General features: G+C 61.1%; 20 protein-coding genes and 1 tRNA gene. 7 read left to right on the forward strand and 14 right to left on the reverse strand.

The genetic code is table 11. From position 1 onward, the window contains the following. Nucleotides 1–168: 168 nt before the first annotated feature. The 8 genes from ACVWYF_RS16825 to ACVWYF_RS16860 all read right to left on the reverse strand — a co-directional run bounded on the left by ACVWYF_RS16825 (nucleotide 169) and on the right by ACVWYF_RS16860 (nucleotide 9,101). Nucleotides 169–645, reverse strand: coding sequence for a hypothetical protein (locus tag ACVWYF_RS16825; protein WP_457070101.1), 477 nt, complete (start codon nucleotides 643–645; stop codon nucleotides 169–171). Between the two features lie 245 nt (nucleotides 646–890). Further along, nucleotides 891–1,733 (reverse strand): phytoene/squalene synthase family protein, encoded by an 843-nt coding sequence (locus tag ACVWYF_RS16830; protein WP_457070103.1) that lies wholly within the window; start codon nucleotides 1,731–1,733, stop codon nucleotides 891–893. A gap of 74 nt (nucleotides 1,734–1,807) precedes the next feature. Next, the gene (locus tag ACVWYF_RS16835; protein ID WP_457070105.1) at nucleotides 1,808–3,304 is read right to left on the reverse strand and encodes a phytoene desaturase family protein; all 1,497 of its coding nucleotides are present in this window, start codon (nucleotides 3,302–3,304) and stop codon (nucleotides 1,808–1,810) included. Between the two features lie 120 nt (nucleotides 3,305–3,424). Beyond that, nucleotides 3,425–3,979 carry an RNA polymerase sigma factor gene (locus tag ACVWYF_RS16840; protein ID WP_457070107.1) on the reverse strand — a complete coding sequence of 185 codons (555 nt, stop codon included), beginning with the start codon at nucleotides 3,977–3,979 and terminating at the stop codon, nucleotides 3,425–3,427. A gap of 225 nt (nucleotides 3,980–4,204) precedes the next feature. Continuing rightward, a complete protein-coding gene (locus ACVWYF_RS16845; RefSeq protein ID WP_457070109.1) occupies nucleotides 4,205–5,104 on the reverse strand; it encodes a MerR family transcriptional regulator in 900 nt (299 codons plus the stop codon). 56 nt (nucleotides 5,105–5,160) lie between these two features. Then, nucleotides 5,161–5,670, reverse strand: coding sequence for a fatty acid hydroxylase (locus ACVWYF_RS16850; protein ID WP_457070111.1), 510 nt, complete (start codon nucleotides 5,668–5,670; stop codon nucleotides 5,161–5,163). A gap of 127 nt (nucleotides 5,671–5,797) precedes the next feature. Further along, nucleotides 5,798–6,604 (reverse strand): enoyl-CoA hydratase/isomerase family protein, encoded by an 807-nt coding sequence (locus ACVWYF_RS16855; RefSeq protein WP_457070113.1) that lies wholly within the window; start codon nucleotides 6,602–6,604, stop codon nucleotides 5,798–5,800. Nucleotides 6,605–6,824: 220 nt separating this feature from the next. Beyond that, the gene (locus tag ACVWYF_RS16860; protein WP_457070115.1) at nucleotides 6,825–9,101 is read right to left on the reverse strand and encodes a ComEC/Rec2 family competence protein; all 2,277 of its coding nucleotides are present in this window, start codon (nucleotides 9,099–9,101) and stop codon (nucleotides 6,825–6,827) included. A 128-nt stretch (nucleotides 9,102–9,229) separates the two neighbouring features. On the opposite strand from ACVWYF_RS16860, the gene ACVWYF_RS16865 reads away from it, so the two are divergent. Next, complete coding sequence (locus tag ACVWYF_RS16865) at nucleotides 9,230–10,165, forward strand: phytanoyl-CoA dioxygenase family protein (RefSeq protein ID WP_457070117.1); 936 nt, start codon at nucleotides 9,230–9,232, stop codon at nucleotides 10,163–10,165. Nucleotides 10,166–10,277: 112 nt separating this feature from the next. Here the strand turns inward: ACVWYF_RS16865 and ACVWYF_RS16870 are convergent, their stop codons facing one another. Both ACVWYF_RS16870 and ACVWYF_RS16875 read right to left on the reverse strand, forming a co-directional pair. Further along, nucleotides 10,278–10,712 (reverse strand): GNAT family N-acetyltransferase, encoded by a 435-nt coding sequence (locus ACVWYF_RS16870; protein ID WP_457070119.1) that lies wholly within the window; start codon nucleotides 10,710–10,712, stop codon nucleotides 10,278–10,280. 99 nt (nucleotides 10,713–10,811) lie between these two features. Then, a complete protein-coding gene (locus ACVWYF_RS16875; RefSeq protein WP_457070121.1) occupies nucleotides 10,812–11,909 on the reverse strand; it encodes a PhoH family protein in 1,098 nt (365 codons plus the stop codon). A 122-nt stretch (nucleotides 11,910–12,031) separates the two neighbouring features. Between ACVWYF_RS16875 and ACVWYF_RS16880 the strand changes: the two genes are divergently transcribed. Then, a complete protein-coding gene (locus tag ACVWYF_RS16880; RefSeq protein ID WP_457070123.1) occupies nucleotides 12,032–12,802 on the forward strand; it encodes an SAM hydrolase/SAM-dependent halogenase family protein in 771 nt (256 codons plus the stop codon). A gap of 138 nt (nucleotides 12,803–12,940) precedes the next feature. On the opposite strand, the gene ACVWYF_RS16885 is transcribed toward ACVWYF_RS16880, so the two are convergent. Beyond that, nucleotides 12,941–14,110, reverse strand: coding sequence for an alpha/beta hydrolase (locus ACVWYF_RS16885; RefSeq protein WP_457070125.1), 1,170 nt, complete (start codon nucleotides 14,108–14,110; stop codon nucleotides 12,941–12,943). Nucleotides 14,111–14,360: 250 nt separating this feature from the next. On the opposite strand from ACVWYF_RS16885, the gene ACVWYF_RS16890 reads away from it, so the two are divergent. The 4 genes from ACVWYF_RS16890 to ACVWYF_RS16905 all read left to right on the forward strand — a co-directional run bounded on the left by ACVWYF_RS16890 (nucleotide 14,361) and on the right by ACVWYF_RS16905 (nucleotide 19,219). After that, nucleotides 14,361–18,050, forward strand: a complete 3,690-nt coding sequence (locus ACVWYF_RS16890; RefSeq protein WP_457070127.1) for an alpha-amylase family glycosyl hydrolase — start codon at nucleotides 14,361–14,363, stop codon at nucleotides 18,048–18,050. Nucleotides 18,051–18,241: 191 nt separating this feature from the next. Continuing rightward, nucleotides 18,242–18,529 (forward strand): putative quinol monooxygenase, encoded by a 288-nt coding sequence (locus tag ACVWYF_RS16895; RefSeq protein WP_457070129.1) that lies wholly within the window; start codon nucleotides 18,242–18,244, stop codon nucleotides 18,527–18,529. 31 nt (nucleotides 18,530–18,560) lie between these two features. After that, nucleotides 18,561–19,100, forward strand: a complete 540-nt coding sequence (locus ACVWYF_RS16900; protein WP_457070131.1) for an iron-sulfur cluster co-chaperone HscB C-terminal domain-containing protein — start codon at nucleotides 18,561–18,563, stop codon at nucleotides 19,098–19,100. Between the two features lie 37 nt (nucleotides 19,101–19,137). Beyond that, nucleotides 19,138–19,219: transfer RNA gene (locus ACVWYF_RS16905), tRNA-Leu, on the forward strand. Between the two features lie 183 nt (nucleotides 19,220–19,402). Here ACVWYF_RS16905 and katG read toward each other — a convergent pair. Then, complete coding sequence (gene katG, locus ACVWYF_RS16910) at nucleotides 19,403–21,694, reverse strand: catalase/peroxidase HPI (RefSeq protein ID WP_457070133.1); 2,292 nt, start codon at nucleotides 21,692–21,694, stop codon at nucleotides 19,403–19,405. A gap of 242 nt (nucleotides 21,695–21,936) precedes the next feature. Here katG and ACVWYF_RS16915 point away from each other — a divergent pair, with 242 nt between their 5' ends. Continuing rightward, a complete protein-coding gene (locus ACVWYF_RS16915; RefSeq protein WP_457070135.1) occupies nucleotides 21,937–23,979 on the forward strand; it encodes a HelD family protein in 2,043 nt (680 codons plus the stop codon). A gap of 100 nt (nucleotides 23,980–24,079) precedes the next feature. Here ACVWYF_RS16915 and ACVWYF_RS16920 read toward each other — a convergent pair whose 3' ends face one another. Both ACVWYF_RS16920 and ACVWYF_RS16925 read right to left on the reverse strand, forming a co-directional pair. Then, nucleotides 24,080–24,283, reverse strand: a complete 204-nt coding sequence (locus ACVWYF_RS16920; RefSeq protein ID WP_457070137.1) for a hypothetical protein — start codon at nucleotides 24,281–24,283, stop codon at nucleotides 24,080–24,082. A 40-nt stretch (nucleotides 24,284–24,323) separates the two neighbouring features. Then, complete coding sequence (locus tag ACVWYF_RS16925; protein ID WP_457070139.1) at nucleotides 24,324–24,671, reverse strand: hypothetical protein; 348 nt, start codon at nucleotides 24,669–24,671, stop codon at nucleotides 24,324–24,326. Nucleotides 24,672–24,826 lie beyond the last annotated feature (155 nt).

Raw genomic sequence — 24,826 nt, forward strand, 5'->3', positions numbered from 1 at the left:
GTAGCCGAAAATACGTCAATCTGGCTTATTTCAGTTTTATTCCCCCCTAATGTAGCATAAGTTTTGGCTGGTGACGAGCGGAGGGAGTACCCGCGTTGAACGGTCCAACGTCGGTACTCGCTTCGCTCGTCACCAGCCAAAACTTATGCTCCGGGAATTATGGTTCGGCTATTCTTTTACTTTGCTTAGGCGCTGGGCCTCGTCCTCGCTCACATGCCCTCGCCCTACCAGGAAGCCGCGCACCGTGCGGAACGCCTCCGCGTCGAGGCCAGTGCCGGGGTGGTTGAGCGCGGCGTTGAGCAGCATTTCCTTGTCTTCGTCGACGTGCTTGCTCAGGCCGAGGAAGGCCGGCAAGTTACTTTCGACTGAAAAGCGCAGGAAACGGATTTCGGGGTTTTGCGGGTCGATGCCCACGGCTTGCTCGAAGGTTTTGGCCGCGTCCTGCACGTAGGTAAGCTTGTTGAACATCGACGCGTCGCGGGCGCGGATGGCTTCAGAAGCAGCTTTGTAGCCCAGCACCAGCGCGTCGCGGTCCTGATAATCAGCCAGTAGCTTATAGAATTTTTCGCCGGCTACTTTATCGGCCGCGGCCTCCTCATAGTGGCGGCGCAGGGTGGCAGGATGGTAAGGAGAAGTTGACGACACAGGACGGGAGGTGAGTTTGAATGAGAAGGGGCGAACGGCTTTAGCGGCCGGGCGGGCAGTTTTGAAAGCCGGCGGCGGGCCGCCGGCCCGCCGGGCAATACTACGCAAACCGGCCGCCGAGGACGGCGACCACACCCCTAAAACAACCGCAAAAAACAAAATCTTGGGAATTCGCATATCTGCAAAAATACGGCGTAAGGCCGCAAATGACTGGCTTTACGCAAAATCCAGGCCCAAAAACCGCCTCAGATGCGCGAGAGCCGGTAGCGGAAATAGGAGCCCAGCAGCAGTAGCAGCTTGGTATTGTCGGGCACGCGCACCCGCTCGCCCAGGATGCGGGCGGCCGGCAGCTTTTTGATTTTGTAGAACAGCTTGAGGTAGTACACGTAAGCCAGGTACACGCCCAGCTTGGCCGCGCGCGGCAGCTGCTGAATACCCGCGTAAGCGGCCTCGAAGTCGGCTTTGATGTCGGCCTCTATTTCTGCTTTGGTCGCGTCGTTGAACCGCGAATACACCACGCCAGGAAAATAAACCCGGCCCCGGTCTTCGTAGTCGGAGCGGATGTCGCGCAGGAAATTCACCTTCTGAAACGCCGAGCCCAACCGCCGGGCCGGCTCACGCAGCCGCTCAAACATGGCCACGTCGCCGTCGCAGAAGATGCGCAGGCACATCAGCCCCACCACTTCGGCCGAGCCGTAGATGTATTCCTGGTACAGGCCGGGGTGGTAGCTCTGGTCCTCCAAATCGAGGGCCATGCTGTGCAGAAACGCTTCAATAAACTCACGGTCAATCCCATACCGATGCACAACGTGCTGAAACGAGTGCAGCACGGGGTTGAAGCTCAGGCCGGTATCGAGTGCCTCATAGGTCTGGCGGCGGAAGTCGGCCAGTAGGGCAGCCTTGTCGTGGTCATGAAAGGTGTCCACGATTTCATCGGCCCAGCGCACGAAGCCATACACGGCGTACACCGGCAGGTGCAGCCGCTCATCGAGCGTGCGAATACCCAGCGTGAACGAGGTGCTATAGCGCCCCGTGATGAGCTTGCTGCACGCCAGGCTGGTGTCGGTGAAGAGTTTAACGTGGTCCACTTATTTGAATTATGAGTTATAAATTATGAATTATGAATTGGTCGAGTCGGCGGCGCTAACTCATAATTCACAACTCATAATTCAGAATTCTCTTTCAGTACTTCGCCCGCCACTACCTGCCCCGAAATGAGCGAAGGCGGTACGCCCGGACCGGGCACGGTAAGCTGGCCCGTGAAATACAAATTTGCCACTTTTTTACTCTTCAGCGTGGGCTTCAGGATGGCGGTCTGTTTCAACGTGTTGGCCAGGCCGTAGGCATTGCCCTTGAAGCTGTGGTAGTCGGCGATGAAGTCGCGGTGGGCGTAGCTGCGCTTGTACACCACATGCTCGCGGATGGAGTGGCCGCAGTGCTTTTCCAGCCGGTCCATCAATACGTCGTAGTAGCGCTCACGGGTGGCCTCGTCGTCGGTGAGGCCAGGGGCTACTGGGATGAGCAGGAAGAGGTTTTCCTGGCCTTCGGGGGCCACGGTGGGGTCGGTTTTGCTGGGCACCGAGGCGTAGTAGAGGGGCCGGGTGGGCCACTGCGGCTGCTCGTAAATCTCGCGGGCGTGCTGGGTCAGGTCCTCATCGAAGAACAGGTTGTGGTGGCGCAGTTTATCCAGCTTGCGGTTCACGCCGAGGTAGAACAGCAGGCTCGATGGAGCCATCACCCGCGAATCCCAATACTTCGCGTCATAGTGGCGAAACTCCGGTTTCAGCACCTGCTGTTCGATGTGATGGTAGTCGGCCCCGGCTACCACCACATCGGCGGCATGGAAGCCGCTGGCGGTACGGACGCCGGTGCTGCGGCCGTTTTCGACCACAATTTCTGTCACTTCCTGGTTGTATTCAATGCACACGCCCAACTCTTCGGCCAGCCGCACCATGCCTTCCACAATCTTGTGCATCCCGCCCTTGGGATACCAAGTGCCCAGCGCCAGGTCGGCGTAGTTCATCAGGGAGTACAGAGCGGGCGTGTTCTCCGAAGTCGCGCCGAGAAAGAGGATGGGAAACTCCACCAGCTCCAGCAGGCGCGGGTCTTTAAAAAAGCGCCGGACGTGCTTATGCATGCTTTGCAGCACGTCCATCCGCACCATATCGACCAGCAGTTTCGGGTCAGCAAATTCGAAGATGGAGCGGCTCGGTGCGTACACCAGCCGGTTGATACCGACCTCGTACTTATAGGCCGCCTGCTTCAAAAACTCGTCGAGGCGGGCGGCGCTACCAGGCTCGTAGCGCTCGAACAGGGCACGCAGCTCGCTCATCTTAGCCGGAATATCTACTGCTTCCGGCCCCTTGAAAATCACTTGGTAAGACGGGTCGAGGCGGATTAACTCATAATAATCAGCCACTTGCTTGCCAAAGCGGGCAAAATATTTCTCAAACACGTCGGGCATCCAGTACCAGCTCGGCCCCATGTCGAAGGTGAAGCCCTGGGCGTGGAACACCCGCGCCCGTCCGCCGGGGCCTTCGTTTTTTTCGAGAATGGTGACGCGCCAGCCGGCCTGGGCCAGCGTGGTGGCCGCCGCCAGTCCGGCAAAGCCGGCCCCGATGACAACGGCCTGTTTCGTATGAGTGGTGTGGGAAGGCAAGGGCAAGCAGGAACGGAGGCGGTGGAACAGGCAGGCGAGGTACGCCTCAACAAGAAACCGCCGGCCCCGCGCCGCAATTGCAGCAGCAAGGCCGGCGGCCACTGTGCGGGCGCGGCAGAACTAGTCTTCCAGGGTTTCGGCAGCATCGGTAGCGGCCGAGGCACCTACCGGGGCGTACACATGCAAGGCCGATTTCAGGTCCTTGCGGGCGATGTGGATGCGGTTTTTGACGGTACCAATCGGAATCTGCAGCTTCTCGGCAATCTCCATGTACTTGTAGCCGATGTAATACATCATAAACGGCGTGCGGTAGTCGGTGCCGAGGCTGGAAATGGCCTCGTTGATGTCGCGCACCACAAAATCGGACGTGGCCCCGTTGTGGGTGATGTAATTCTGGTCGGTGTTAAAATACTGGAAATACTCCGTGCTGTCAATGTTGGAGCTGCGCTTGGTAATCTTATTGTAGTTGTTGATGAAGGTGTTGCGCATAATGGTATACAACCACGCCTTCAGGTTGGTACCGGCTTTAAACTTATCCTTGTTTAGCAGGGCCTTAAGTAAGGTTTCCTGCACTAAATCTTTGGCATCGTCAGCGTCTCGCGTCAAGTTCATGGCGGCGGGCCGGAGCGTCAGCGAAATTTTTTGCACTTGCGAGGTGAATTCGAGCGAAGTCATGCTGTTTAGCTTTTCGTGGCCGATTGTTAAACAAATATACGAACCAGCCGCAGAATGGGCTAACCCTGGCCGAAAATAATTTACCCGGCACGCCTACCTTCTTTCGGGCAGGAATGGCAAGGTACACCGGGCAAGGGTTTTGACACCATGCCCGGCCCGGACTGATATTATCGTTTTGTGAAGCCTGCGGCCACCTACGGAATCAGCCCGGCGGCAGATTGCCGCTCAGGCCGCCACAGGCTCGGTTGCCTCGGCGGCAATCAGGGCCAGGAAATCGGTCATCAGCATCGGCAAAACGCAGTTGGGCGGCAGTACTAGCCCCTCCTGCCGAGCCAGCGGGCCATACAGCACCAGCTGAGCCTCGGGAAACAGCGTGCGCAACTCGTGGGCGTACTCGCCCACCCGGCCGCGCTCGGGCTGGGTAGTAAGCACCGTGGCCACGGCATCGGGCTGGTATGTGGCGCCCACACCGGACAGGCCGGAGGTGGGCAGGTTCTGGCCCAGGTACAGAGTGTGCTGGCCCCGGGCGCGCAGCAGGTAATTCATGAAGAGCAGGGCCAGCTCGTGCAGCTCATCGGCGGGAAGAAATAGGACCCAGCGGCGGGCCGTGGTGGGCACCGTGGGCAGAGAATCGGTAGCGGCCAGCAGCTTCTGGCGCAGCAAGTGGGCCAGCATGTGCTCCTGGGCCAGGTCCACGGTGCCAGCCAGCCACATCAGGCCAATGCGCTGGAGCAACGGGTAGGCCACGCGAAGCATCATGTTTTCGAACCCAAGGCGGGCAGTGGCTTCGCCCAGCAACTGGGCCAGCCGGGACTCATCGAAGCCGAGCATGGCGGCCAGCAGGGCATTTACCTGGCGGTGGTAGTCGTGGGCATCGTCGCAGCAAGCCAGCACGGCTTCGCTGATTTCGGCATCGGTGAGGCGGGCCACCTGCGAGATGCGTTGGCCCCGGCCGCAGAGCGTGGTCACGTTGAGCAAGCGGCGCAAATCATCGTCGCAATACATGCGGATGTTGGTGGCCGTGCGCACCGGGCGCAGCAGGTTGTAGCGCTGCTCCCACATCCGGATGGTGTGCGCCTTGATGCCCGAAAGCTGCTCTAAGTCGCTGATGGAGAAGTGGCCCATTGGGGTAATTAAAAACTATCGATTGAGAATTAAAAAATTAGCAAACAGAATCTACCTTAGATTTCGGCGGCTCTGGGGTCATTTTTAATTTTCTCCTGCTTAATTTTTAATTGCCGCTTGCGGGCCAGTTCCAGGTATTTGGGCGATACCCACAGCAGGCCAAACTCGGCCGAGCCGTCGCGGCCCGTGGTTTTGTGGTGGGTTTTGTGGGCCATATTGAGAGCCCGCAGGTAGGTATTCTGGGACTTTTTCCAGAAGCGCAGCCGGCCGTGAATTAGCACATCATGCACAAAAAAATAGACCGTGCCGTAGCAGGCAATGCCCACGCCCACCCAAAACCACCAGTGCCCGCCGTTGTCGCCGGTGATGAACAGAGCGGCCGAAATGGCCCCGTAAATCAGAAAAAACAGGTCGTTGCGCTCCACTGGATGAGGGTGCCGCACGTGGTGCGAGCGGTGCAGAAACCACAGCGGCCCATGCTGCACAAACCTGTGCATGAACCACGCCCAGAATTCCATGAATCCGAAGGTGGTGAGGGTGATGCCAATAGCGGCCAGTGCTGTCATGCGGAAGTAACCGAAACGGGAAAAGGGTTGTTTAGAAATGACGCGCAAACGCCGTTCGGTCCCCATAAATTCCGGGGGCGGAACGGCGTTTGCGGTGGTTTGGAGTGCGAAGAAACGGATTTCCGCGCTACCAGCCAATCTTTTCTTTGCTGAGGAAGGCGGCAATGCCTTTACGGCAATCCTCCGAGCCACGGGCTTCGGCGTTGCGCTGAGCGGCGTAGCGCAGGCCTTCTTCGAGGTCGAGCTCAGGCAGGTGGGCCAGCATTTCCTTGGTTACCTCCATGCTCTGGGCCGAATTTTCGCGGCACAGGCGCTGGGCGAAGGTGTGTACGTTCGCGGCCAGTTCTTCTTTGGAAGCAAGGAAGGTGATGAGGCCCATTTCGAGGGCGGCCTGGGCCGAAACGGGGTCGCCGGTGAGCAGCAACTGCTTGGTGCGCGACTCGCCGATTTTGCGCAGCAGAAATACGCTCACGATGGCCGGCAGGAAGCCGATTTTTACTTCGGTATAGCCAAACTTGGCCTCGGGCACGGCAAAGCTCATGTCGCAGATGGCGGCCAGGCCGCAGCCGCCGGCCAGCGCGTGGCCCTGTACTTGGGCAATAACGACTTTTTTGAGGGTATAAATCTGGTGGAAGAGCTGCATGAGTTGCGTGCTATCCTCCAGGTTGTCGGTGTAGCCAAAGCCCTGCAGTTCCTGGATGTAAGCCAAATCGGCCCCGGCGCAGAACACTTCGCCAGCTGAGCGCAACACGATGACCTTGGCGTCTTCGTCGTTTTCCGCGAACTCGAAGGCCTGTTTCAGTTCGCTTACCACGTCGGCATTCAGGGCGTTGCGTTTGTCGGGCCGGTTGAGGGTGATGTAGCCGATGCGGTCCTGGGCTTCGTACTGAATGTAGCGGAGGGCTTCGAGTTCGGGCGTGAGCAGGTTTTCCATAGGGGCGGGATTGGCGCAGACGGATGGTTACAGCAGGGATGCCGCCAGCACTGGAAAGGTGGCATCTCTTGAAGCAATTAACGCAAAAAATGTACGGTTGGACTGCCCCGCTCGACCAAGTGCCCGGCCAAGTCGTTGAAACGTACTGACTACCGGTCGATTGGAGGCTTTGGGCCTAACTCGGAGTTGGCGGGGCTGACAGTTGCCTGCGGCCCGGACTTTACCGCGCTGCCAGCGGCGGGGCGCACCGGAAAGCGCCCCGCGCCGTGACGTCCCAGGTGCGGAAGCCCTGGGCGCGCAACAGGGAATCCTGCCGGGCCACGTACCAGATTTTGCAGCTCGAATCGAACACAACCTGCACCTGCAGGCCGAATACGGCGGCCACGGTTTCGGGCTTCAGGCGGGCGTTGCGGCGCAGCACCAGCACATCGACTGGTGCGGGCCGGGTGGCGGTGGAAATGCGATTGGAAACGAAGGCCACGCGCAGGCCGCGCCAGCGGGCCAGCACTATCGGGCCGGGCTTGAAATACAGCTTTTCATTCGTGCTGTCCGCGTCGGCGAGGCGCTGCGTGGGGATGGTGCAGCCACGCCAGCCCACGCGGTAGGCCGTGCGCCGCGCCGCCCGCCGGATGATGCCCGGCAGCAGGCGGTAGGTGCGCTCGGTTTCGGTGAGCGGCAGCGAGTCGGGCGTGACAAACTCGGCCGCCGCGCCCTGCCAGAACCCCACCGCCGAGCGGCGCGGGATGCTGTACACGATGAATTCTTCGGTGGGCGCGACGGCGCGGGCTTCGGCCACGCGGCTGCCGCCGTAGCAGCATAGCAGCAGCGCCATGCCGCGCAGCCAGCCCAGCCGGCGGGTGTTCAGCCAGGCTAGGCCGGCCCCGATTATCCCGAAAAGCAAGATGGTTTGCAGGGCCGAAACGTGGATATCGCGCACCACCCAGCCGGAGAAGTAACGACTTATCAGGAAGATGTATTCGTTGAAAGCCCACACCATTTTCTCAAATACCCAAGCAACGCCCTTGGGCAGCCAGTCCAGCCATTCCGAAGCCTTTGGCCACCAGATGCCCGGCAGAGCTACAATGCCCTTCACGGCCAGCAAGGCCAGCCCTACATATACGGCCCCACTCGAAATAGGCACGGCCACGAGGTTGGAGAACAAAAAGCTGAACGGGAACTGATGGAAATAATACAGGCCCAGCCCGAACGTGGCCACCTGCGCCGCCAGCGACAGCGCCACAGCCTGCCACACTTTATCGAGAGACCAGCCAGTGGCGCGCCAGGCCCACTGCACCGCCTTGGGCTGCCAGGGCCGCCGGCGGGCGTAGAAATATGCTTTGATATCCAGCCAGCGGGCGATGCGCGGCTGCACGTACACGATGCTGAGCACCGCCAGAAACGAGAGCTGAAACCCCACGTCGGCCACCAGAAACGGGTTCCACATCAGCAGGCCAAACGCGGCCACGCCCAGCGTATTAAAGATGGAATCCTGCCGCCCCAGCGCCCGGCCGACGATGATGACCGTGAACATAACCGTGGCCCGCAGCACCGACGCCGACAGCCCCGTGAGAAAAGCGTAGCTCCAAATCACGGCCAGCCCCACCAGCGACGACCACAGCAAAAAGCCCTTCACCCGCCCAAACAGCTTGCGCAATACCCACGACATGGCCGCGAACAACAAGCCCACCTGCAAGCCGCTCACGGCCATGATGTGGGTGGTGCCGGTGGCGGTATAAGCCTGCTTGGTGGCCAAATCCACGTCGTCCTTGATACCCAGCACCAGCGCCGAAGCAATGGCATATTCCCGTTTTGCGTGAATGTAGTGCCGGAAAACGCCATCGAGCTGCGCAGCCGCCCGCATGCTAATGGCCACCAGAACATTGGGCGGAACCAGCCCCAAAACGCAGTATTGGTCGGGGTGAATGTATTGCTGATGATACACTTGCCGGTACTCCAGGTAGCGGGCGTAGTCGAACTCGCCGGGGTTGAGCGGGGGCTTGCTGGGGTCGGGGTGGCCGCGAATGAGCCAGACCTCGCCGTACTGCGGCTGCGCGATGCCCGCCACCCGGGGCAGCGACACCCGCACGCCGCCGGTGGCCCGGCGCCAGCGGCCGGCCACGCGCACGGCCTGCACACGCAGGGTGGTAGCATAAGTGGCGGCCCGCACCACGGTGGCTTCGTCCACCACCGCCTGGTAGCATGCTACTTCATCGCCGAAGCGGTAGAGGTGGTCGGCGCGGCGGCTTTCGGTGGCGCGCTGGGTGAGCGTGGCCCCGAGCGCAACGATGGTGAGCAGCGATAATAAGCCGGCGGCATCGGCGGTAAACGGGGTGCGCTGCCGCACGGCCCAGAAAATCAGGGCTAAGCTCAAAACGGCCAGGGCGGCGGCGGCGGGCCACAGCTCCGGCCAATCAGCGCCGAGGTAGAGGTAGCCCACAATGCCGAGGATGAGCGCGGGGGTATAGCGCACGAAGGGAAAGGTGGTCCAGGCAATCATCAGCGGGTAGAAAAAGAAAGGAGTATTAGGCTGGCAATGTAGCGGTTTGGGCTGAAACAGCCAACTGCGGCCCGGCTACGCCTGCCCCCGGCCGTATCTTGGGCCGCCGAAGAACCTCTCCCCTGCCCATGCTTTCCCTGCTCCGCCGCCTCAAGCTCAGTTACGCTGCCTACAACGTTTTCCAGCGCCGCCGGCTGGCCCACAACCTGCCCATTTACCAGCAATTGGGGCTGAACAAGCGCTACTTCTCCCCCATCAGCAGCCGCGATTTTGCCGGCCTGCCCGCCAATGCCGGCCTGCCCGCCGTGCCCCCGCTGGCCGAGCGGCTGGCCGCTACGGCCGCTTTTGTGGCACTGCCCACCGCCAGCCAGGACAGCCTACGGGCGTTTGAGGACCAAGGCTTTGCCATCCTGCCCGGCTTTTTCAGCAGCGAGGCCGTCGATGGTATCAACCAAGAGCTGCACCAACTCATCGCCCGCCGGGAAATTAGCGTGCGCTACGTGAACAAGTTCATGTTTGCGTTTCGGAAGTCGGCCCGCATCCGGGCGGCGGGCGAGGGCGCGCTACGGGAGCTGGTGGCCGCTCTGCTGGGCCACGAAACCACCCTTTTTCAAAGCATCAACTTCCTCACGGGCAGCCAGCAGCGCACGCATTCCGACAGCATTCACATGAGTACCTTTCCGCTCGGCGGCATGGCGGCGGCGTGGGTAGCGCTGGAGGATATTACGCCCGACAACGGGCCGCTGCACTACTACCCCGGCAGCCACAAACTGCCTTATTACCTCAATGCCGACTACCAGAACGAAGGCTCCGAGTGGCTCATCGGCGACAAGGCCTACACCGAGTACGAGGCCTACATCAACCAAAAAATCACTGAAGCCGGCATTCCCAAGCAGGTTTTCCTGGCCCGCAAGGGCGACGTGTTCATCTGGCACGCCAACCTGATGCACGGCGGCGAGCCCCACCGCGACCCGGCCCAGACCCGCAAGAGCATGGTGTTTCACTACTTCAGTCAGGCCCACATCTGCTACCACGAAATTACGCAACGGCCGGCCCTACTGTAAGCGTATGCTCCGGTCCGACCGCCCTAGGCGGTCCGACCGGTCACCGGAAGCATGGCCTTAACGGCTTTAACACCGACAACCGGTCGGACCGGGGCATAAGCCAAGTGGCAACTTACCCCAGCATCATTTTATAGTGCTGAATTCCAGCCTCCTCAAACATCTCCCCTTCCTTCCGAAACCCGTGCCGCTCATAGAACGGTACGGCGCGCAACTGCGCGTTCAGGTACACTTCGGCATCGGGTAGCTCGGCCTGCACATCGGCAAGCACGGCGTGGAGCAGCGCGGCCCCAACTTCTTGATTACGAAATTCTTCCAATACAGCGAAGCGCTCCAGCTTTACGCCGTTTTCGGTTTCGCGCCAGCGGGCAGCCCCGGCGGGCGTACCGTCGTCGGTTCGGGCGAGGTAGTGGCGAGTGTCGGTGCGGTCGTGGAGGTCGTTTTCGAGGGTGGCGGGCACGCCCTGGCCTTCCACGAATACTTTCTCGCGAATAGTGAAGGCGGCGTCGAGGTCGCGCAGGTCGGTAATGCGGAAGGCGGTGGCGGGCATGGGTCGGCGTTAAAATGTGGCGGACAAAAGTAAACCGGTGCCCGGCTCTGCAGAGCCGGGCACCGGTTTACCTGGATTATCGATTTGGGGTACTTCGCCTTACAGAGCCTGCTCGTGGTTCACGGGCAGCTCGGACTCATCGGAAACGGGCTGTTCGCCTTCGGCCAGGCCCTGCTCGCGCAGGCGGCGCTCGTGGCGCTCGTCGCGGCGCGGGGTGCCGTTGGCCTGGGCCGTACGGGTCATTTCCTCGGTATCGAACTTGTCGTAGGCTTCCACGATTTCCTTCACCAAGCGGTGGCGCACCACGTCCTCGGAGGTCATTTCGACGTAGCCGATGCCCTGCACGTTTTTGAGGATGTCCATGGCCTGCATCAGGCCCGATTTCTGGCGTGTGGGCAGGTCAATCTGGCTGCGGTCACCGTTCACCATCACCTTAGCGGTGGGGCCCATACGGGTCAGAAACATCTTAATCTGGCTCGGCGTGGTGTTCTGGGCTTCGTCGAGGAGCACGAAGGCGTTGTTCAGCGTCCGGCCGCGCATGTAGGCCAGCGGGGCGATTTCGATGATTTTATTCTCCTGATAAAACTTCAGCTTTTCGGCCGGAATCATGTCTTCCAGGGCGTCATAAATCGGCCGCAGATACGGGTCGACTTTGTCCTTCATGTCGCCGGGCAGGAAGCCGAGGCTTTCGCCGGCCTCCACCACGGGGCGCGAAATGATGATTTTCTTCACCTCCTTATTCTTGAGCGCCCGCACGGCCAGCGCCACCGAGATGTAGGTTTTGCCGGTACCGGCGGGGCCGAGGGTGAAGGTGAGGTCGTGCGACATCACGGTATCCACCAGCTTCTGCTGATTGGGCGTTTTGGCTTTGATGACGCCGCCTTTGGCCCCGAACAGAATCACGTCGGGAGAAGCGGCCAGCACCCGGCCTTCGGCTTCTTCCGAAGTAGCGGAGAGATATTGGTTGACGGTTTTGTCGGTAATCTGGCCGTACTGGTGGTAGTGCTCGATGAGCGAAGAAAAAATGTCGTTGATGCGGGAGATGACTTCCGTCTGACCCTGGATTTTGATTTCGTTGCCGCGGCTGATGATTTTGGAGCCGGGAAACGCGGCGGCCAGCTGGCGGATATTCTGATTGTCGGGGCCGAGGAAATCGACCAAAGACATGTTTTCGAGGGTGATGATTTTTTCGACCAAGTTGGAAGAGAGGGGGAAAGAGAAAGGGAGAGGGAAAAACGGCCTGTTTCTAGCCTAAACCGGCTACTTTTGCCCCGGTTCGGGCGCTGGAACAATACTACGAAAAACTACGGAACACAGGCATGGGGTTGATTACGCTGCTCACCGATTTTGGCTACCGCGACCATTACGTGGCGGCCCTGAAAGCGCGGCTGCTGCACCTGGCCCCGGCGGTTCCGGTGGTCGACATCAGCCACGGCGTCGAACCCTTCAACATCGCGCACGCCGTTCACGTTCTCCAAAGCGTGTTTCGGGATTTCCCCGTGGGCACGGTCCACGTCATCGGCGTGGCCGACCACGGCGCGGGCCCCGAGCCCGGCTGGCTGGCCGCCGAGTTTGAAGGTCACTATTTCTTGACTGGCGACAACGGCATTCTGGCCCTGCTGGCCAACGGCACCCCCGAAAACCTGGTGGCCCTGCCGGCCGCCATCACGGCCTCGCCAACCCGCGATGTGCTGCTGCCCGCCGCCGTGGCCCTGGCCCAGGGCGAGCCGCTGAGCTCCATTGGCCCGGCCGTGACGACGCTGCACCAGCTTAATAACCGCCAGCTGCGCCTCCAGGACCACCGCGTCACGGGCCACGTCGCGCACGTCGACCACTACGGCAACCTCGTCACCAACATTTCGCGCACGGCGGTGGAGGCGGTGGGCCACGGCCGGCCATTAGCCATCCACTTCGGGCGCGACGTGGTGCGCGACCTGCACCCGCACTTCTCAGCCGTGCCGCCCGGCGAGGCGGTGGTGGTATTCAACAGCCAGGATTTTTTGTGTCTGGGTATTTGCCAAGGCAACGCGGCGGAACTGCTGGGGCTGAATTTTGACTCGCAGGTGGATGTCCGGTTTCAGGCGGAGTAAGGCCAACTGACAAAAAAACGTCACGTTGAGCTTGCCAAAGCATCTCTACCGCTCAAGTAACTTAGTTACCATTGCGGTAGAGATGCTTCGACAGGCTCAGCATGACGTTCAGCTGACCTTCGGCTTAACCGGTTAAGGCTACTTCAGCGCGCTTTTGAGGTCGCTGGCGGCCAGGGCTTCGGCTTCTTTGGCCTCGGGTACCACGGCACCCATGCCGAAGAATTCGTGCGTGGTGCCGTCGTAGAGCTTGTAATTGGTTTTCACACCGGCGGCGGTGAGCTTGTCGGCCAGGGTTTTGCCTTCGCTCATCAACGGGTCATATTCGGCCCCAATGATGGTCGTGGGTTCCAGGCCTTTCAGGTTGGCGGCTACCAGGTTCACGCGCGGGTCCTTGCCATCGGCGGGGCTGCGGAGGTAGTTTTTGAAAAACCAAGCCATTGCCGGGGAGTTCAGGGGCGCGGTATCGGTAAATTTCTTGTAAGAAGGCGTGGTCATGTCATAGCCCGCGATGGGGTATACCAGCACCTGATACTTGGGCAGGGCCACTTTGCGGTCGCGGGCCATCATGCTCACGGCGCAAGCCAGGCCACCGCCGGCGCTTTCGCCCATCACGGCCACTTTGGCGGGATCGCCCTTCATCGAAGCGGCGTTTTTCAGCACGTACTGGTAGGCGGCGAAGGCATCGTCGTGGGCGGTAGGGAACTTGTGCTCCGGCCCCTTGCGGTATTCCACCGATACTAGCACGGCGCCCACCTGCTCGCACATGGCCTGGGCCGAAGCGGCGTAGGTGTCATTATTGGCAATGACCCAGCCGCCGCCGTGGTAATACACGATGACGGGGAACGGGGCCGTGCCGCTCTTGGGCGTGTATACGCGGGCCTTCACGCCGGGCGCTAAAGTCACGCCCATCGTGTCGCAGTTCATGGCCGGCATGGGAATGTTGCTGGCCTGCATCTGCTTTTTGAGGGCCTCGGCGAAGCTCGGTCCCTTGCGGGCTTCCACGGCGGTGAGTTCGGGCAAGGGCTTGTTGTTGAAGCTCATGAGCTGCTCAATCACGGCCTGCATCTCGGGGTGCAGGTTGGGGCCCCAGGCGGGCTTCGGGCCAGTGGGTTTCACGGCCCCCATACCGTTGGCGGTCACGGCCGCGCTGTCGGAAGCGGCGTTGGTGCCCTCCGAAACCACGGTAGCGGTTTTGTCGGTTTCGGTGGCGGTGGGCTGGCTGTTGCAGCTGCTGAGCAGCAGGCCGCCGGCTAGGGCGGGAGCGGTAAGCCAGGCAAAGGCCGCCGAACGGGAGATTGGGAGTTTCATGAAAAAGAACAGGTAAAGTATGACAGGATGAAGAGCAGGTGTTTGCGGCAGGTTCTACGACTGGTACCTAGCAGGGTTGGAAGAAGCCGGAAACTTCTGGTTGGCCGCAGTATCTCGGCATTGGCGCAATTCCCCACTGTGCAAACCTTAGCGCACTCATAAATAGGCGCTTACATTGTTTTGAAGTCCAAATTCTGATAGATTTGTGGTTCTGTTTCCCACCCAACTCTTTTTTGCCTCCGCTTACTCGATGAGAAAACGCTACGCCTTACTGGCGCTGTGGCTGCTGGCCCATTTGGGCAGTTATTCGGCCCACGCCCAAACCACCATCAAAAAGGTGGTGCTCCAGGCCTTCTGGTGGGATTATTATAACGATACCTACCGCTTTAAGTGGGCCGATTACCTGACGGAAATGGCTCCGCGCCTCCGGGAAATGGGCATTGATGCCGTCTGGCTGCCGCCCACGCCCAAGAACAAGAACGCCACCAACGACGTGGGCTACTCGCCCTTCGACCCCTACGACCTCGGCGACAAATACCAGAAAGGCGACGTACGGACCCGCTTTGGTTCGAAGGACGAGTTTCTGCGCCTAGTGGCCGTGCTGCACGCCAACGGCCTCGAAGTAATTCAGGACGTGGTGCTGAACCACACCGACGGGGCCGGCACCACAACCGGCGACGCCGGCCAGGACCCCGAGCCCAGCTTCTCGATGGCCAGCAACAGCGGCTACAAAACCTTTCGCTACAGCTCCTTCGGCACGCCCCTGCCCGAAACCGGCGACAACGGCGCGGCCTACGCCGCCCGCCAGGGCCGCTGGCCGAAAAACTACACCAACTTCCACCCCCAGCTGGGCCACCAGAGCACCAGCGGCGACCAGGCGGCTCCGTACTTTGGCCCCGATTTCTGCTACGGCAACGACGGCGGCAACGATGGCTATGGCCAGCTAAGCTCCAATTACTTAGCCCTGTACCCTGGCGCATTCAACCCGGCTCAAAGCGCCGGCTACAGCCAGACCCAGGCCCGCAACTGGATAGTGTGGATGAAGAAGCAGACCGGCGTGGACGGCTTCCGTTGGGACGCCGTGAAGCACTTCAGCTACAACGCCCAGCAGGATTTGAGCTACAACCTGAAGTACAATGCCGGCTGGGCCAATGGCGGCGAGGGCATGCTTAACGTGGGCGAATTCGTGGGCGGCAAGCCCGACCTGGACGGTTACGTGACCAGCGTGAAGGGCCAGAACGGCGGCAACGATTTCTTGATGGGCACCTTCGATTTCGGCCTGCGCGGCGCGATTTACGGCATGGTGAGCGGCGGCGGAAACTACGACCTCGGCCAGATTCCGGGCCAGCAGCAGGACCAGCGCGTGGCCTACTACGCCGGCTCGAACACCTACGTACACCGCACCGCGCCCTTCGTGAACAACCACGACACGTTCCGGCCCCAGCTCAGCGCCACCGGCAACTACACCGGCTGGAATACCGGCGACGAATTGGCCGCCCACATCGACCCGTTCGATGCGCGCCTCTCGGCCGCCTACGCCATTGCCTTTGCGGTGGATGGCAACCCGCACATCTTCATCGAAGACCTGTTCAACCTCGGCAGCACGGGCAAGCGCTACGCCCATGTGCCCACCTCCACCACCGACCTGCCCACCCGCTCCGACCTCGTGAACCTGCTCTGGTGCCACCAGCACCTGGGCTTCAAGGACGGGGCCTATAAGGTACCCTATACTTCCGGCGACCACCTCGTGATTGAGCGCAGCACGAAGGCCCTGATTGGCATCAACGACAATTTTTCGACTTGGCAAAACAACACCGTACGCACGGATTTCGCCGTGGGCACGCAGCTGAAGGACTATTCCGGGGCCAATGGCACGGCGGTAAACACCGTGTTCCGGGGCGGCGATGGCAATGCGTACGTGAGCGTGAACACGCCGCCCTGCAACGGCAGCGCCCTGCTGGGCCGCCGGGGCTACTCGGTGTGGGCACCCGTGGGCCAGGATAATGCCGCCTACACGCCGCCCCGCGCCCCCCTCACCACCCAGGAATGGGAAATGGCCGACGACCTCGGCGACCTGAACTGCGGCGGCCTGGGCCAGGGCGGTGCGCTCCCCTCGAACTCGACCAACACCCGGCTGGTGGGCAAAATCTTCACCCAGGCCGGCCAGCCCGTGAGCTACAACCTCTACCCCGAAGACGGCGGCAACACCCGCAGCCTCACCATCGGGGTGTACGACCTGCGCGGCCAGCTGCTGAGCAGCGCCAGCGGCACCACCGCCGCCACGGGCAGCTACACCCCTAGCACCACCGGCTGGCTGGCCCTGAAAGCCCGCAACACCACCGCCACCGTGGCCGGCCAGCGCTGCTACGTGAAGGTGAGCTACACCGCGCCCGCCGCCGTGAATACCCTCACGGCCCCCGCCCCCACCAACCAGGTGGCCATCTGGACCAGCAACGACGCCTCGGCCGATGCCACCAACTGCCGCAACTGGGAAGCCGGCGTAGTGCCCACCGCCAGCACCGACGTGCTGGTGCCGGCCGGCACCAGCTTCGCCCCCGCCCTGGCGGCCGGCACCCTGGCCGCCCGCAGCCTTACCGTGGAAAGCGGGGCCAGCCTGACCCTGGCTACCGGCACCACCCTGCGCGTGAGCGGCAACGTGGTTGCCACGGGCTCAATAGCCGGTTCCGGCACTTTGGAGCTGAACGGCAGCAACGAACAGACGCTAAGCACCGGCAGCAGCACGACTTTGGTGTTGAATAATCTGACCATCAACAATGCGGCGAATGCCCGCCTGCTCAGCCCCGTGAGCGTGAGCGGCACGCTGGCTTTCACGGCCGGCCATTTGACGATTGATAATCAGAACCTGACCTTGGGCAGTGCCGCTACCGTAACCGGGGCCGATGCCAGCCGCTACGTGATAACGCCCGACGTGGCGTCTACGGGTGGCTTCGTGGTGCGGCCCGTGCCGGGCGATGGCTCGGCCGTGGCCTTCCCGGTGGGCACGGCGGCCTCGTTCACGCCGCTCGCGCTGGCTAATAGCGGCGTCGGCACCACGTTCCAGGTCCGCACCTTCAGCGGCCTGCTCACCAATGGCACCAGCGGTGCTCCCTACGCTAGCACCGCCGAGTTCGTGAACCGCACTTGGGAAGTGACGCCCGCCTTGGTCACCGGCCCGGTCGTGGCCCTGAGCCTCCAGTACAATGCCGCCAACCAGAACGCTAGCTTCGTGCCCACCCAGGCCAGCACCTACCGCAACCACGGCGGCGCGGGCGAAACCTGGACCGAGCTAGGCCGCGCCACCATCACCGGCAGCGGGCCGTTTGTAGCCACCTACGCGGGCATCAGTTCCTTCTCGAAATTTGCCGTGGGCAATGGCAGCGCTCCGCTCCCCGTCACGCTCACCCGTTTCGAGGGCCGCCGCGCCAGTGCCGGCACCGTGCGCCTGAATTGGGCCACAGCTTTGGAGAAAAACAATGCCGGCTTCGACATCGAGAAATCGGCTGACGGCCAGCAGTTCCGCCGCCTGGCCACCGTGCCGGCCCGGGGCGGTAGCCAGCCCACTACTTACACCTACACCGACTTGGAAGCGCCCACCGCCGCCTACTACCGTCTACGTCAGCGCGACCTCGACGGCAGCACGCACTACAGCCCGGCCGTATTCGTATCGGCCACCGCCAGCCCCTACGTGGTGCTGCCCAACCCCAGCCACGGCGATGCTGTGCAGCTCCTCGGCGGCCCCGCCCTGGCCGATGACGCGCCCCTGCGCCTCATCCTGAGCTCCGTGCTGGGCCGCACCCTACTAGCCCCTGCGCCGGCCCCGCGTGCGGCGCTAGCCGAACAACTCGGCACATTCCTGCGCCAAGCCTCGCCGGGCGTGTACGTAGTAACGCTGACCGGCCCCAATGGCTCGCCCCAGCGCCTGCGCGTGGTGCGGGAGTAGTTTTGTTTGGTTAATAAGGTAAATGGCCGTCATGCAGAGCGCAGCATCTTTACCGCGCAACGCAATCCAATCGAAAGGATTAGTGGTGGCGGTAAAGATACTGCGCTGCGCGCTGCATGACGTTCTCAAGCCCCGGCTCCCGTTACGGAGCCGGGGCTTTTTACTTTTGCCCCTCCAACTCCCCCACCCAAATGCTAATCCGCATCGTCCGCATGCATTTCGAGCCGGCGCAGGTGCCGGCCTTTCTCGCCCTGTTCCGCGCCACCGAGCACCGCATCCGGCAGCAGCCCGGCTGCCGCTATCTGGAGCTGTGGCAGGATGCCGATAACCCCGCCACCTACTGCACCCACAGCCATTGGGACGATGCGGCTGCCCTCAACGCCTACCGCAAATCCGCACTTTTCGGCGAGGTATGGCCGGCCACCAAGCGGCTATTTGCCGCGCTGCCCGTGGCTTTTTCGGTGAATCCGGTGTTATAGCCGTACTCCCCTTCTGATAACCCCCGTTTCTATGTCGCCCGATTACTTCGCCTTCTACGGCCTGCCCCAATCCTTCCGGCCCGATGAAGCGGCCCTCAAGCGCCTCTACTACGCCAAAAGCCGCGAAACCCACCCCGATTTCCACGCCACCACTTCGCCCGAAAACCAGGCCGAGATGCTGCGCCAGGCCACCCTTAACACCGATGCCTACCGCACCCTCGCCGACCCCGACCAGCGCATGGCCTACCTCCTGCGCCAAAACGGCCTGCTCGAAGAAGGCAAGCAGGAGCAGCTCCCGCCCGATTTCCTGATGGACATGATGGACCTGAACGAGGAACTGATGGAGCTGGAAATGGACGCCGACCCGGCCAGCATCGCCAAAGTGGCCGCCGAAGTCACCTCCTTGGCCGATACCCTCGACGCGGGCATCGAGCCCGTTCTCGCTGGCTATGAGCAGCTCCCCGCCGACCACCGCCCGGCCGCGCTCCAGCAAATCCGTACCTACTACCTAAAAAAGCGGTATCTGTTGCGCATCCAGCAGCAGGTTGCTACCTTTGCAGCCCGCTCCTGATACCGGCAAGAGCGGAATTGTTCTGAATAAGCATCCTGCCCGGATGGCGGAACCGGTAGACGCGTTGGTCTCAAACACCAATATCGCAAGATGTGCCGGTTCGACTCCGGCTCCGGGTACATCTGATGAAAAAATGCCAGCAACCAAGCTTGGACAGTTAATGTCGGCTTTGTTGCTGGCATTTTTTTATGGTGCTATTTAATAATAACAAAAAACCCCGTAGCAGGTACGCCACGGGGCTTTTGTTGTTGATTGATGTCATACCAACTATATGGAGCCGCCGCCAAGGCAGCAGGGAAGCCCTACACTTTCACGTCGTAGCGGTCAAGCATCATCACTTTATCCCAGGCCTTCACAAATGCTTTTACGAAGCGCTTGTGGCCATCGCTGCCGGCGTAAACTTCGGCCACTGCGCGTAACTGGCTGTTGGAACCGAACACGAGGTCAGACCGGGTCGCCATGAAGCGGCTTTCTCCCGTTTCGCGGTTGTCAAGCGAGAAAGTCATGCCCTTCGCATCCGCCTTTTTCCAATCGAATTTCGTGCTGGTCAGCACGGTGAAAAAGTCGTTGGTGAGCACGCCCACGCGGTCGGTGAAGATACCGTAAGGGGAGCCGTCGTGGTTGGTGTTCATGGCCCGCAGGCCCCCCACCAGCGCCACCCACTCCGGGGAAGTGAGCGAGAGGAGCTGCGCCTTGTCGAGAAACATCTCCTCGGGGGCCACGCCCTGCGAGATTTCGTCGAAACCTTTGTCAAGGTAGTTGCGGAAACCGTCGGCTACGGGCTTTAGCCACGTAAACATCTCAATGTCGGTGAGTTCCTGCGTGGTGTCGCGGCGGCCCGGCGTGAAAGGAACATCGGTGGCCACGCCAGCATCAGCGGCCGCTTTTTCGAGCGCGGCGCAGCCACCCAATACGATGAGGTCGGCAAGCGAAACCTTCTTGCTGCCCTCCTGGCTGTTGAACGCTTCCATTATCGTGCGCAGGGCCGCGATAACCGGCACCGTCCGGCGATTGACCGCCCAGTCCTTTTGCGGGGCCAGCGCGAGCCGCCCGCCATTGGCACCGCCCCGCTTATCGCTGCTGCGGTGCGTGACCGCAGCGGAAAAGGCGGTGTACACCAAGTCGGAAACCGAGATACCCGACGCCAGAATCGACCTTTTCAGCCCCGCAGTATCCGCTGCGTCAACCAAAGTATAATCGGCTACCGGAATGGGGTCCTGCCAGAGCAGGTCGTTTTCGTTCACCTTCTCGGGGCCGAGATAACGTTCGCGCGGTCCCATGTCGCGATGGGTCAGCTTATACCAGGCTTTGGAGAAAGCCTGGGTAAACGCGTCGAAGTCAGTGAGGAATTTCTCACAGACCTTGCGGTATTCGGGGTCGGTTTTCAGGGCGATGTCCGTGGTCATCATCATCAGGGCGTTCATTTGGCCGGGGATGTGGGCATCGGGTGTCTTGGGCGCGTTCTTGTCAATCGGGGTCCATTGCAGGGCACCGGCCGGGCTCTTGGTCTGCTCCCATTCGAATTTGAACAGGTTTTCGAGGTAGTCGTTGTCCCACTGGGTCGGGTTTGGCGTCCAGCTGCCCTCAATGCCATTGGTCATCGTGAATTCGGCGTTGCCGGTGCCTTCGGGGTTGTGCCAGCCCAAGCCCATCAACTCCATCGGGGCAATTTCGGGCTGCGCCCCGATTTTGGCTGCCGGTACCATCCCATGGCTCTTGCCGAAGGCGTGGCCACCGGCAATGAGGGCCACGGTTTCCTCGTCGTTCATGGCCATGCGGCTGAACGTAATCCGAATGTCGCGGGCCGCGCCCAGCGGGTCGCCCTTGCCGTAGGGGCCTTCGGGGTTCACGTAAATAATGGACTGAAAGGAGGCTGCCAGCGGGTTTTCGAGGTCGTAGTCGGCATCACCGTTCTGGCCGCGCCAGCGCTTGTCGCGCGTGACCATGCTGTCGGGCGTATTTACTTTCTTGCCGTCCCACACTTCAGGCCCCCAGTAGGTGGCGTTGTCGGCTTCCCACGCGTCGTGGCGGCCGCCGGCGAAGCCGTAGGTGGGAAAGCCCATGATTTCCAGCGCGCAGTTGCCGGTGAGCACGATGAGGTCGGCCCAGGAAAGGGCGCTGCCGTACTTCTGCTTGATGGGCCAGATGAGGCGGCGCGACTTGTCGGTGTTGCCGTTGTCCCACCAGCTGTTGATGGGTGCGAAGCGTTGCAGCGCCTCGCCGGCCCCGCCCCGGCCGTCGGCAATACGGTAGGTCCCGGCCGAATGCCAGGCCATCCGAATCATCTGCGGGCCATAGTTATTGTAGTCGGAGGGCCACCAGTCCACAGAAGTGGTCAGGAAGGTCTTGATTTCCTGCTTCAGCGCCGCCAGGTCGATGGCGTTGAACGCTTCGGCGTAGTTGAAGTCGTCGCCGAGCGGATTGGCCTGCGGGCCGTTCTGGTGCAGCAGCTCCACCTTCAGCCGATTGGGGTACCAGTCGGACAGCGTGGGCGGAGTGCCTTCCACGCCGCCGATGCGGTCGCCGCCGAAGGGGCATTGGCCGGCCATTTCGAATGTTTTGGTGTCGGTTTTATCGTGGCTTAGGTTGTGCATAATGGGTTCCGGTGATGTCGTAGACAGGTAAGTTTCGGGGTTGCGAACCAGTATAAGGTTCCGGCTTGCATACGTTCGCCGCACACTTTCGGGCATTGCCCTGGCGCAATAGCATGCGAACAACACGCGTGGGGTAAGGTTTAGGATAGAGTGGTCGGCCGGGGCTGAGAATGGCCGGGAATATCTTTCCGGCTGACCGAAATTTGCGGTCACCTTTAAAGCCCATTTTCCCAGAACTGCCAGTGATAAACGCAACAGAACGAGAAGAGAGAGAATACCTGGAAGAAATTAAGGAGAAGCTGACGCTGGCCATTCGGCGGGTCGATGGCTCCGTGAAGCAGTTTTCGGACGAGCTTCGGGAGAAGAAACAGTACATCCACGAGCACCAGTCGGGCATGGACGATGCCGATATGGTGGCCGCCGGCCAGTCCATTAACCGCATGGCGTTTACGGGCGACGCGGCCGTGGCCCGGAAACGCAAGCTTCTCAAGCTGGGCCAGTCGCCGTACTTCGGCCGCATCGATTTCGTGCCGCAGGGGAAAGCCACCTTGCCGGTGTACATCGGGATTTATTCTTTCATCGACGAGCAGCCGCGCCAGAGCCTGATTTATGATTGGCGGGCCCCCATCTCGTCCATGTTCTATGATTTTGAGCTGGGCGAAGCCGAATTCACCACGCCGGGCGGCATAGTGCAGGGCACTATCGACCTCAAGCGACAGTATAAAGTCCGGGACGGGCGAATGGAGTTTATGATTGAAAACGACGTCAACATTCACGACGACGTGTTGCAGCGCGAGCTGGCCAAGTCCTCCGACGACAAGCTGAAGAACATCGTCGCCACCATTCAGCGCGACCAGAACGCGGTGATTCGCAACGAGACGGCCCCGGTGATGGTCATTCAGGGCGTGGCCGGCTCGGGCAAAACCTCCATTGCCCTGCACCGGATTGCGTTCCTGCTCTACCGCTACCGCGAGACGATTGGGGCCAAGGATGTACTCATTATCTCGCCCAATAAAGTCTTTGCCGACTACATCTCGAACGTGCTACCCGAGCTGGGCGAAGAACACATTCCCGAGCTGGGCATGGAAGAGCTGGCCGCCGATTTGCTCGACCACCAGTACTCGTTCCAGACCTTTTTCGACCAGGTTTCGGCGCTGCTTGATACGCACGACGCCGCGTTCATCGAGCGCATCCGGTTCAAATCGTCGTTTGAATTCCTGAGCCAGCTCAACCAGTACCTGATTTACGTCGAGAACAACTACTTCACCGTGAAGGAGCTGCGCGTGGGCCAAACCATCGTACCGCTGCCGTTTCTGCTGGCGAAGTTCAAGACCTTCCATCGGGTGCCGCTCCTGAAACGGTTTGCGCTCGTGGCCGAGGAGGTGCGGAATTTCGTGCGCGACGCCACCAAGCGCAAGCTCACCAATCACGAGAAATCCACGATTGGGGAGGCCATTCCGCGCATGTTCCGGTTCCATCAGGTGGCAGACCTGTACCGGGATTTTTACCGTTGGCTAGGCAAGCCCGAAATGCTGCGAATCGACCAAAGCCAGCGCCTGGAATACGCGGACGTATTCCCCCTGATTTACCTGCGCATGCGCCTGGAAGGCATCAGCACCTACGACCACGTCAAGCACCTGCTCGTGGACGAGATGCAGGACTACACGCCCGTGCAATACGCCGTGCTGTCGCGCCTGTTTCTGTGCCGCAAAACCATTCTCGGCGATGTTAGCCAGACCGTTAATCCCTACAGCGCGTCCTCAGCCGAAACCATTGAGCGGGTTTTCCCGCAGGCCGAGGTGGTGAAGCTCTACCGCAGCTACCGCTCCACGGTCGAGATTACGGCCTTCGCGCAGCGCATCACGCCGAACCCGAATATTATTCCGCTGGAACGGCACGGGCCGGAGCCCGTAGTGGCCCGCTTCGGCAGCCCGGACGAGGAACTACAGGCCATTAAGCAGATGCTCAGCACCTTCCAAAGCTCCGGAAATCATTCGCTGGGCATCATCTGCAAAACCCTGCGGCAGGCCGAGCAGGCCTTTCAGGCGCTGGAAGCTCCCGGTATTTACCTGCTCACGGACGAATCCACGGCCTTCAAGGAAGGCGTCATCATCACGACGGCCCATTTGGCGAAGGGGCTGGAATTCGATGCGGTCATCGTGCCTTTTGCCTCCGCCCGCACCTACAAAACGGAGGTCGATAAAAGCATGCTCTACGTGGCGTGTACCCGGGCCATGCACCAGCTCACGCTCACTTATTCGGGGGAGGTTGCCTCGTTCTTGTAAGTTTAGCGCAGTAGTAGCGCGGACTACAGAGTCCGCGTCCCCACGCCATCAGACAGGCTCCAACCGCGCGGGGACGCGGACTACAAAGTCCGCGCTATAGCTACCGCTTCTCCCACCGCACGGCGAATTCCTGTTTGCTGCAATACATGTACTGGCGGGAAACCGGGTTGATGATGACAATTTCGGCCGGGCGCTCCTCGTCGGCAGGGCTCAGGGCCAGCTCCAGTTCGTATTCCTGGCCGCTGCGGAAACCGGCGTAGCCATCCATGCCGCGAAACGCGTACTTCTTTTTCTGAAACTCCATGCGGCAAAGGTAGGGCCACGGCGCACGGTGGGGCCAACGGCTATTGGCCGTTTAGGGCTCCGTTATGGTGCGGCTGGACTTGTTCGTCGGGCATTGTGACGGACAACGGAATAAACTCATTCTCGGCCAGCGTGTAGCTCATCCGGAACAGGCGGTCCTGGCAGATGTGCTGGTCGCCGCTGGGTTCGGTAATAACCCAGTCGCCGGCGAACACGGTGAGGCGGCCCTTGCGGGTGGTGAGGTAGGCGTGCGGCGACATGGGCAGCAGGCTGTCGTTGCCCGCAAAGCCCGGAGCCTCGTCGGCCACCCCAACCACTTGCTGCCCCGGAAACCACTGGTGGGCTTCAATCAGGTTGGTATCGGTGGGGAGGCGCGTGAAAAAAGGCATGGCGGGGTACTGGGCAACAAGCGGATTGGCAACGGGCAAAAAAGCGACGATGAGGGTTTGGTCAGCGGTGCTTTTTCTGCAAGATTAAGGTGCATCAGGTGAATGTTTTATGAGGTGCGGCGGCCGATGCTTTGGGCTTGGCGCGGGTGCCATGG

The organism is Hymenobacter sp. UYAg731 (assembly GCF_054061335.1).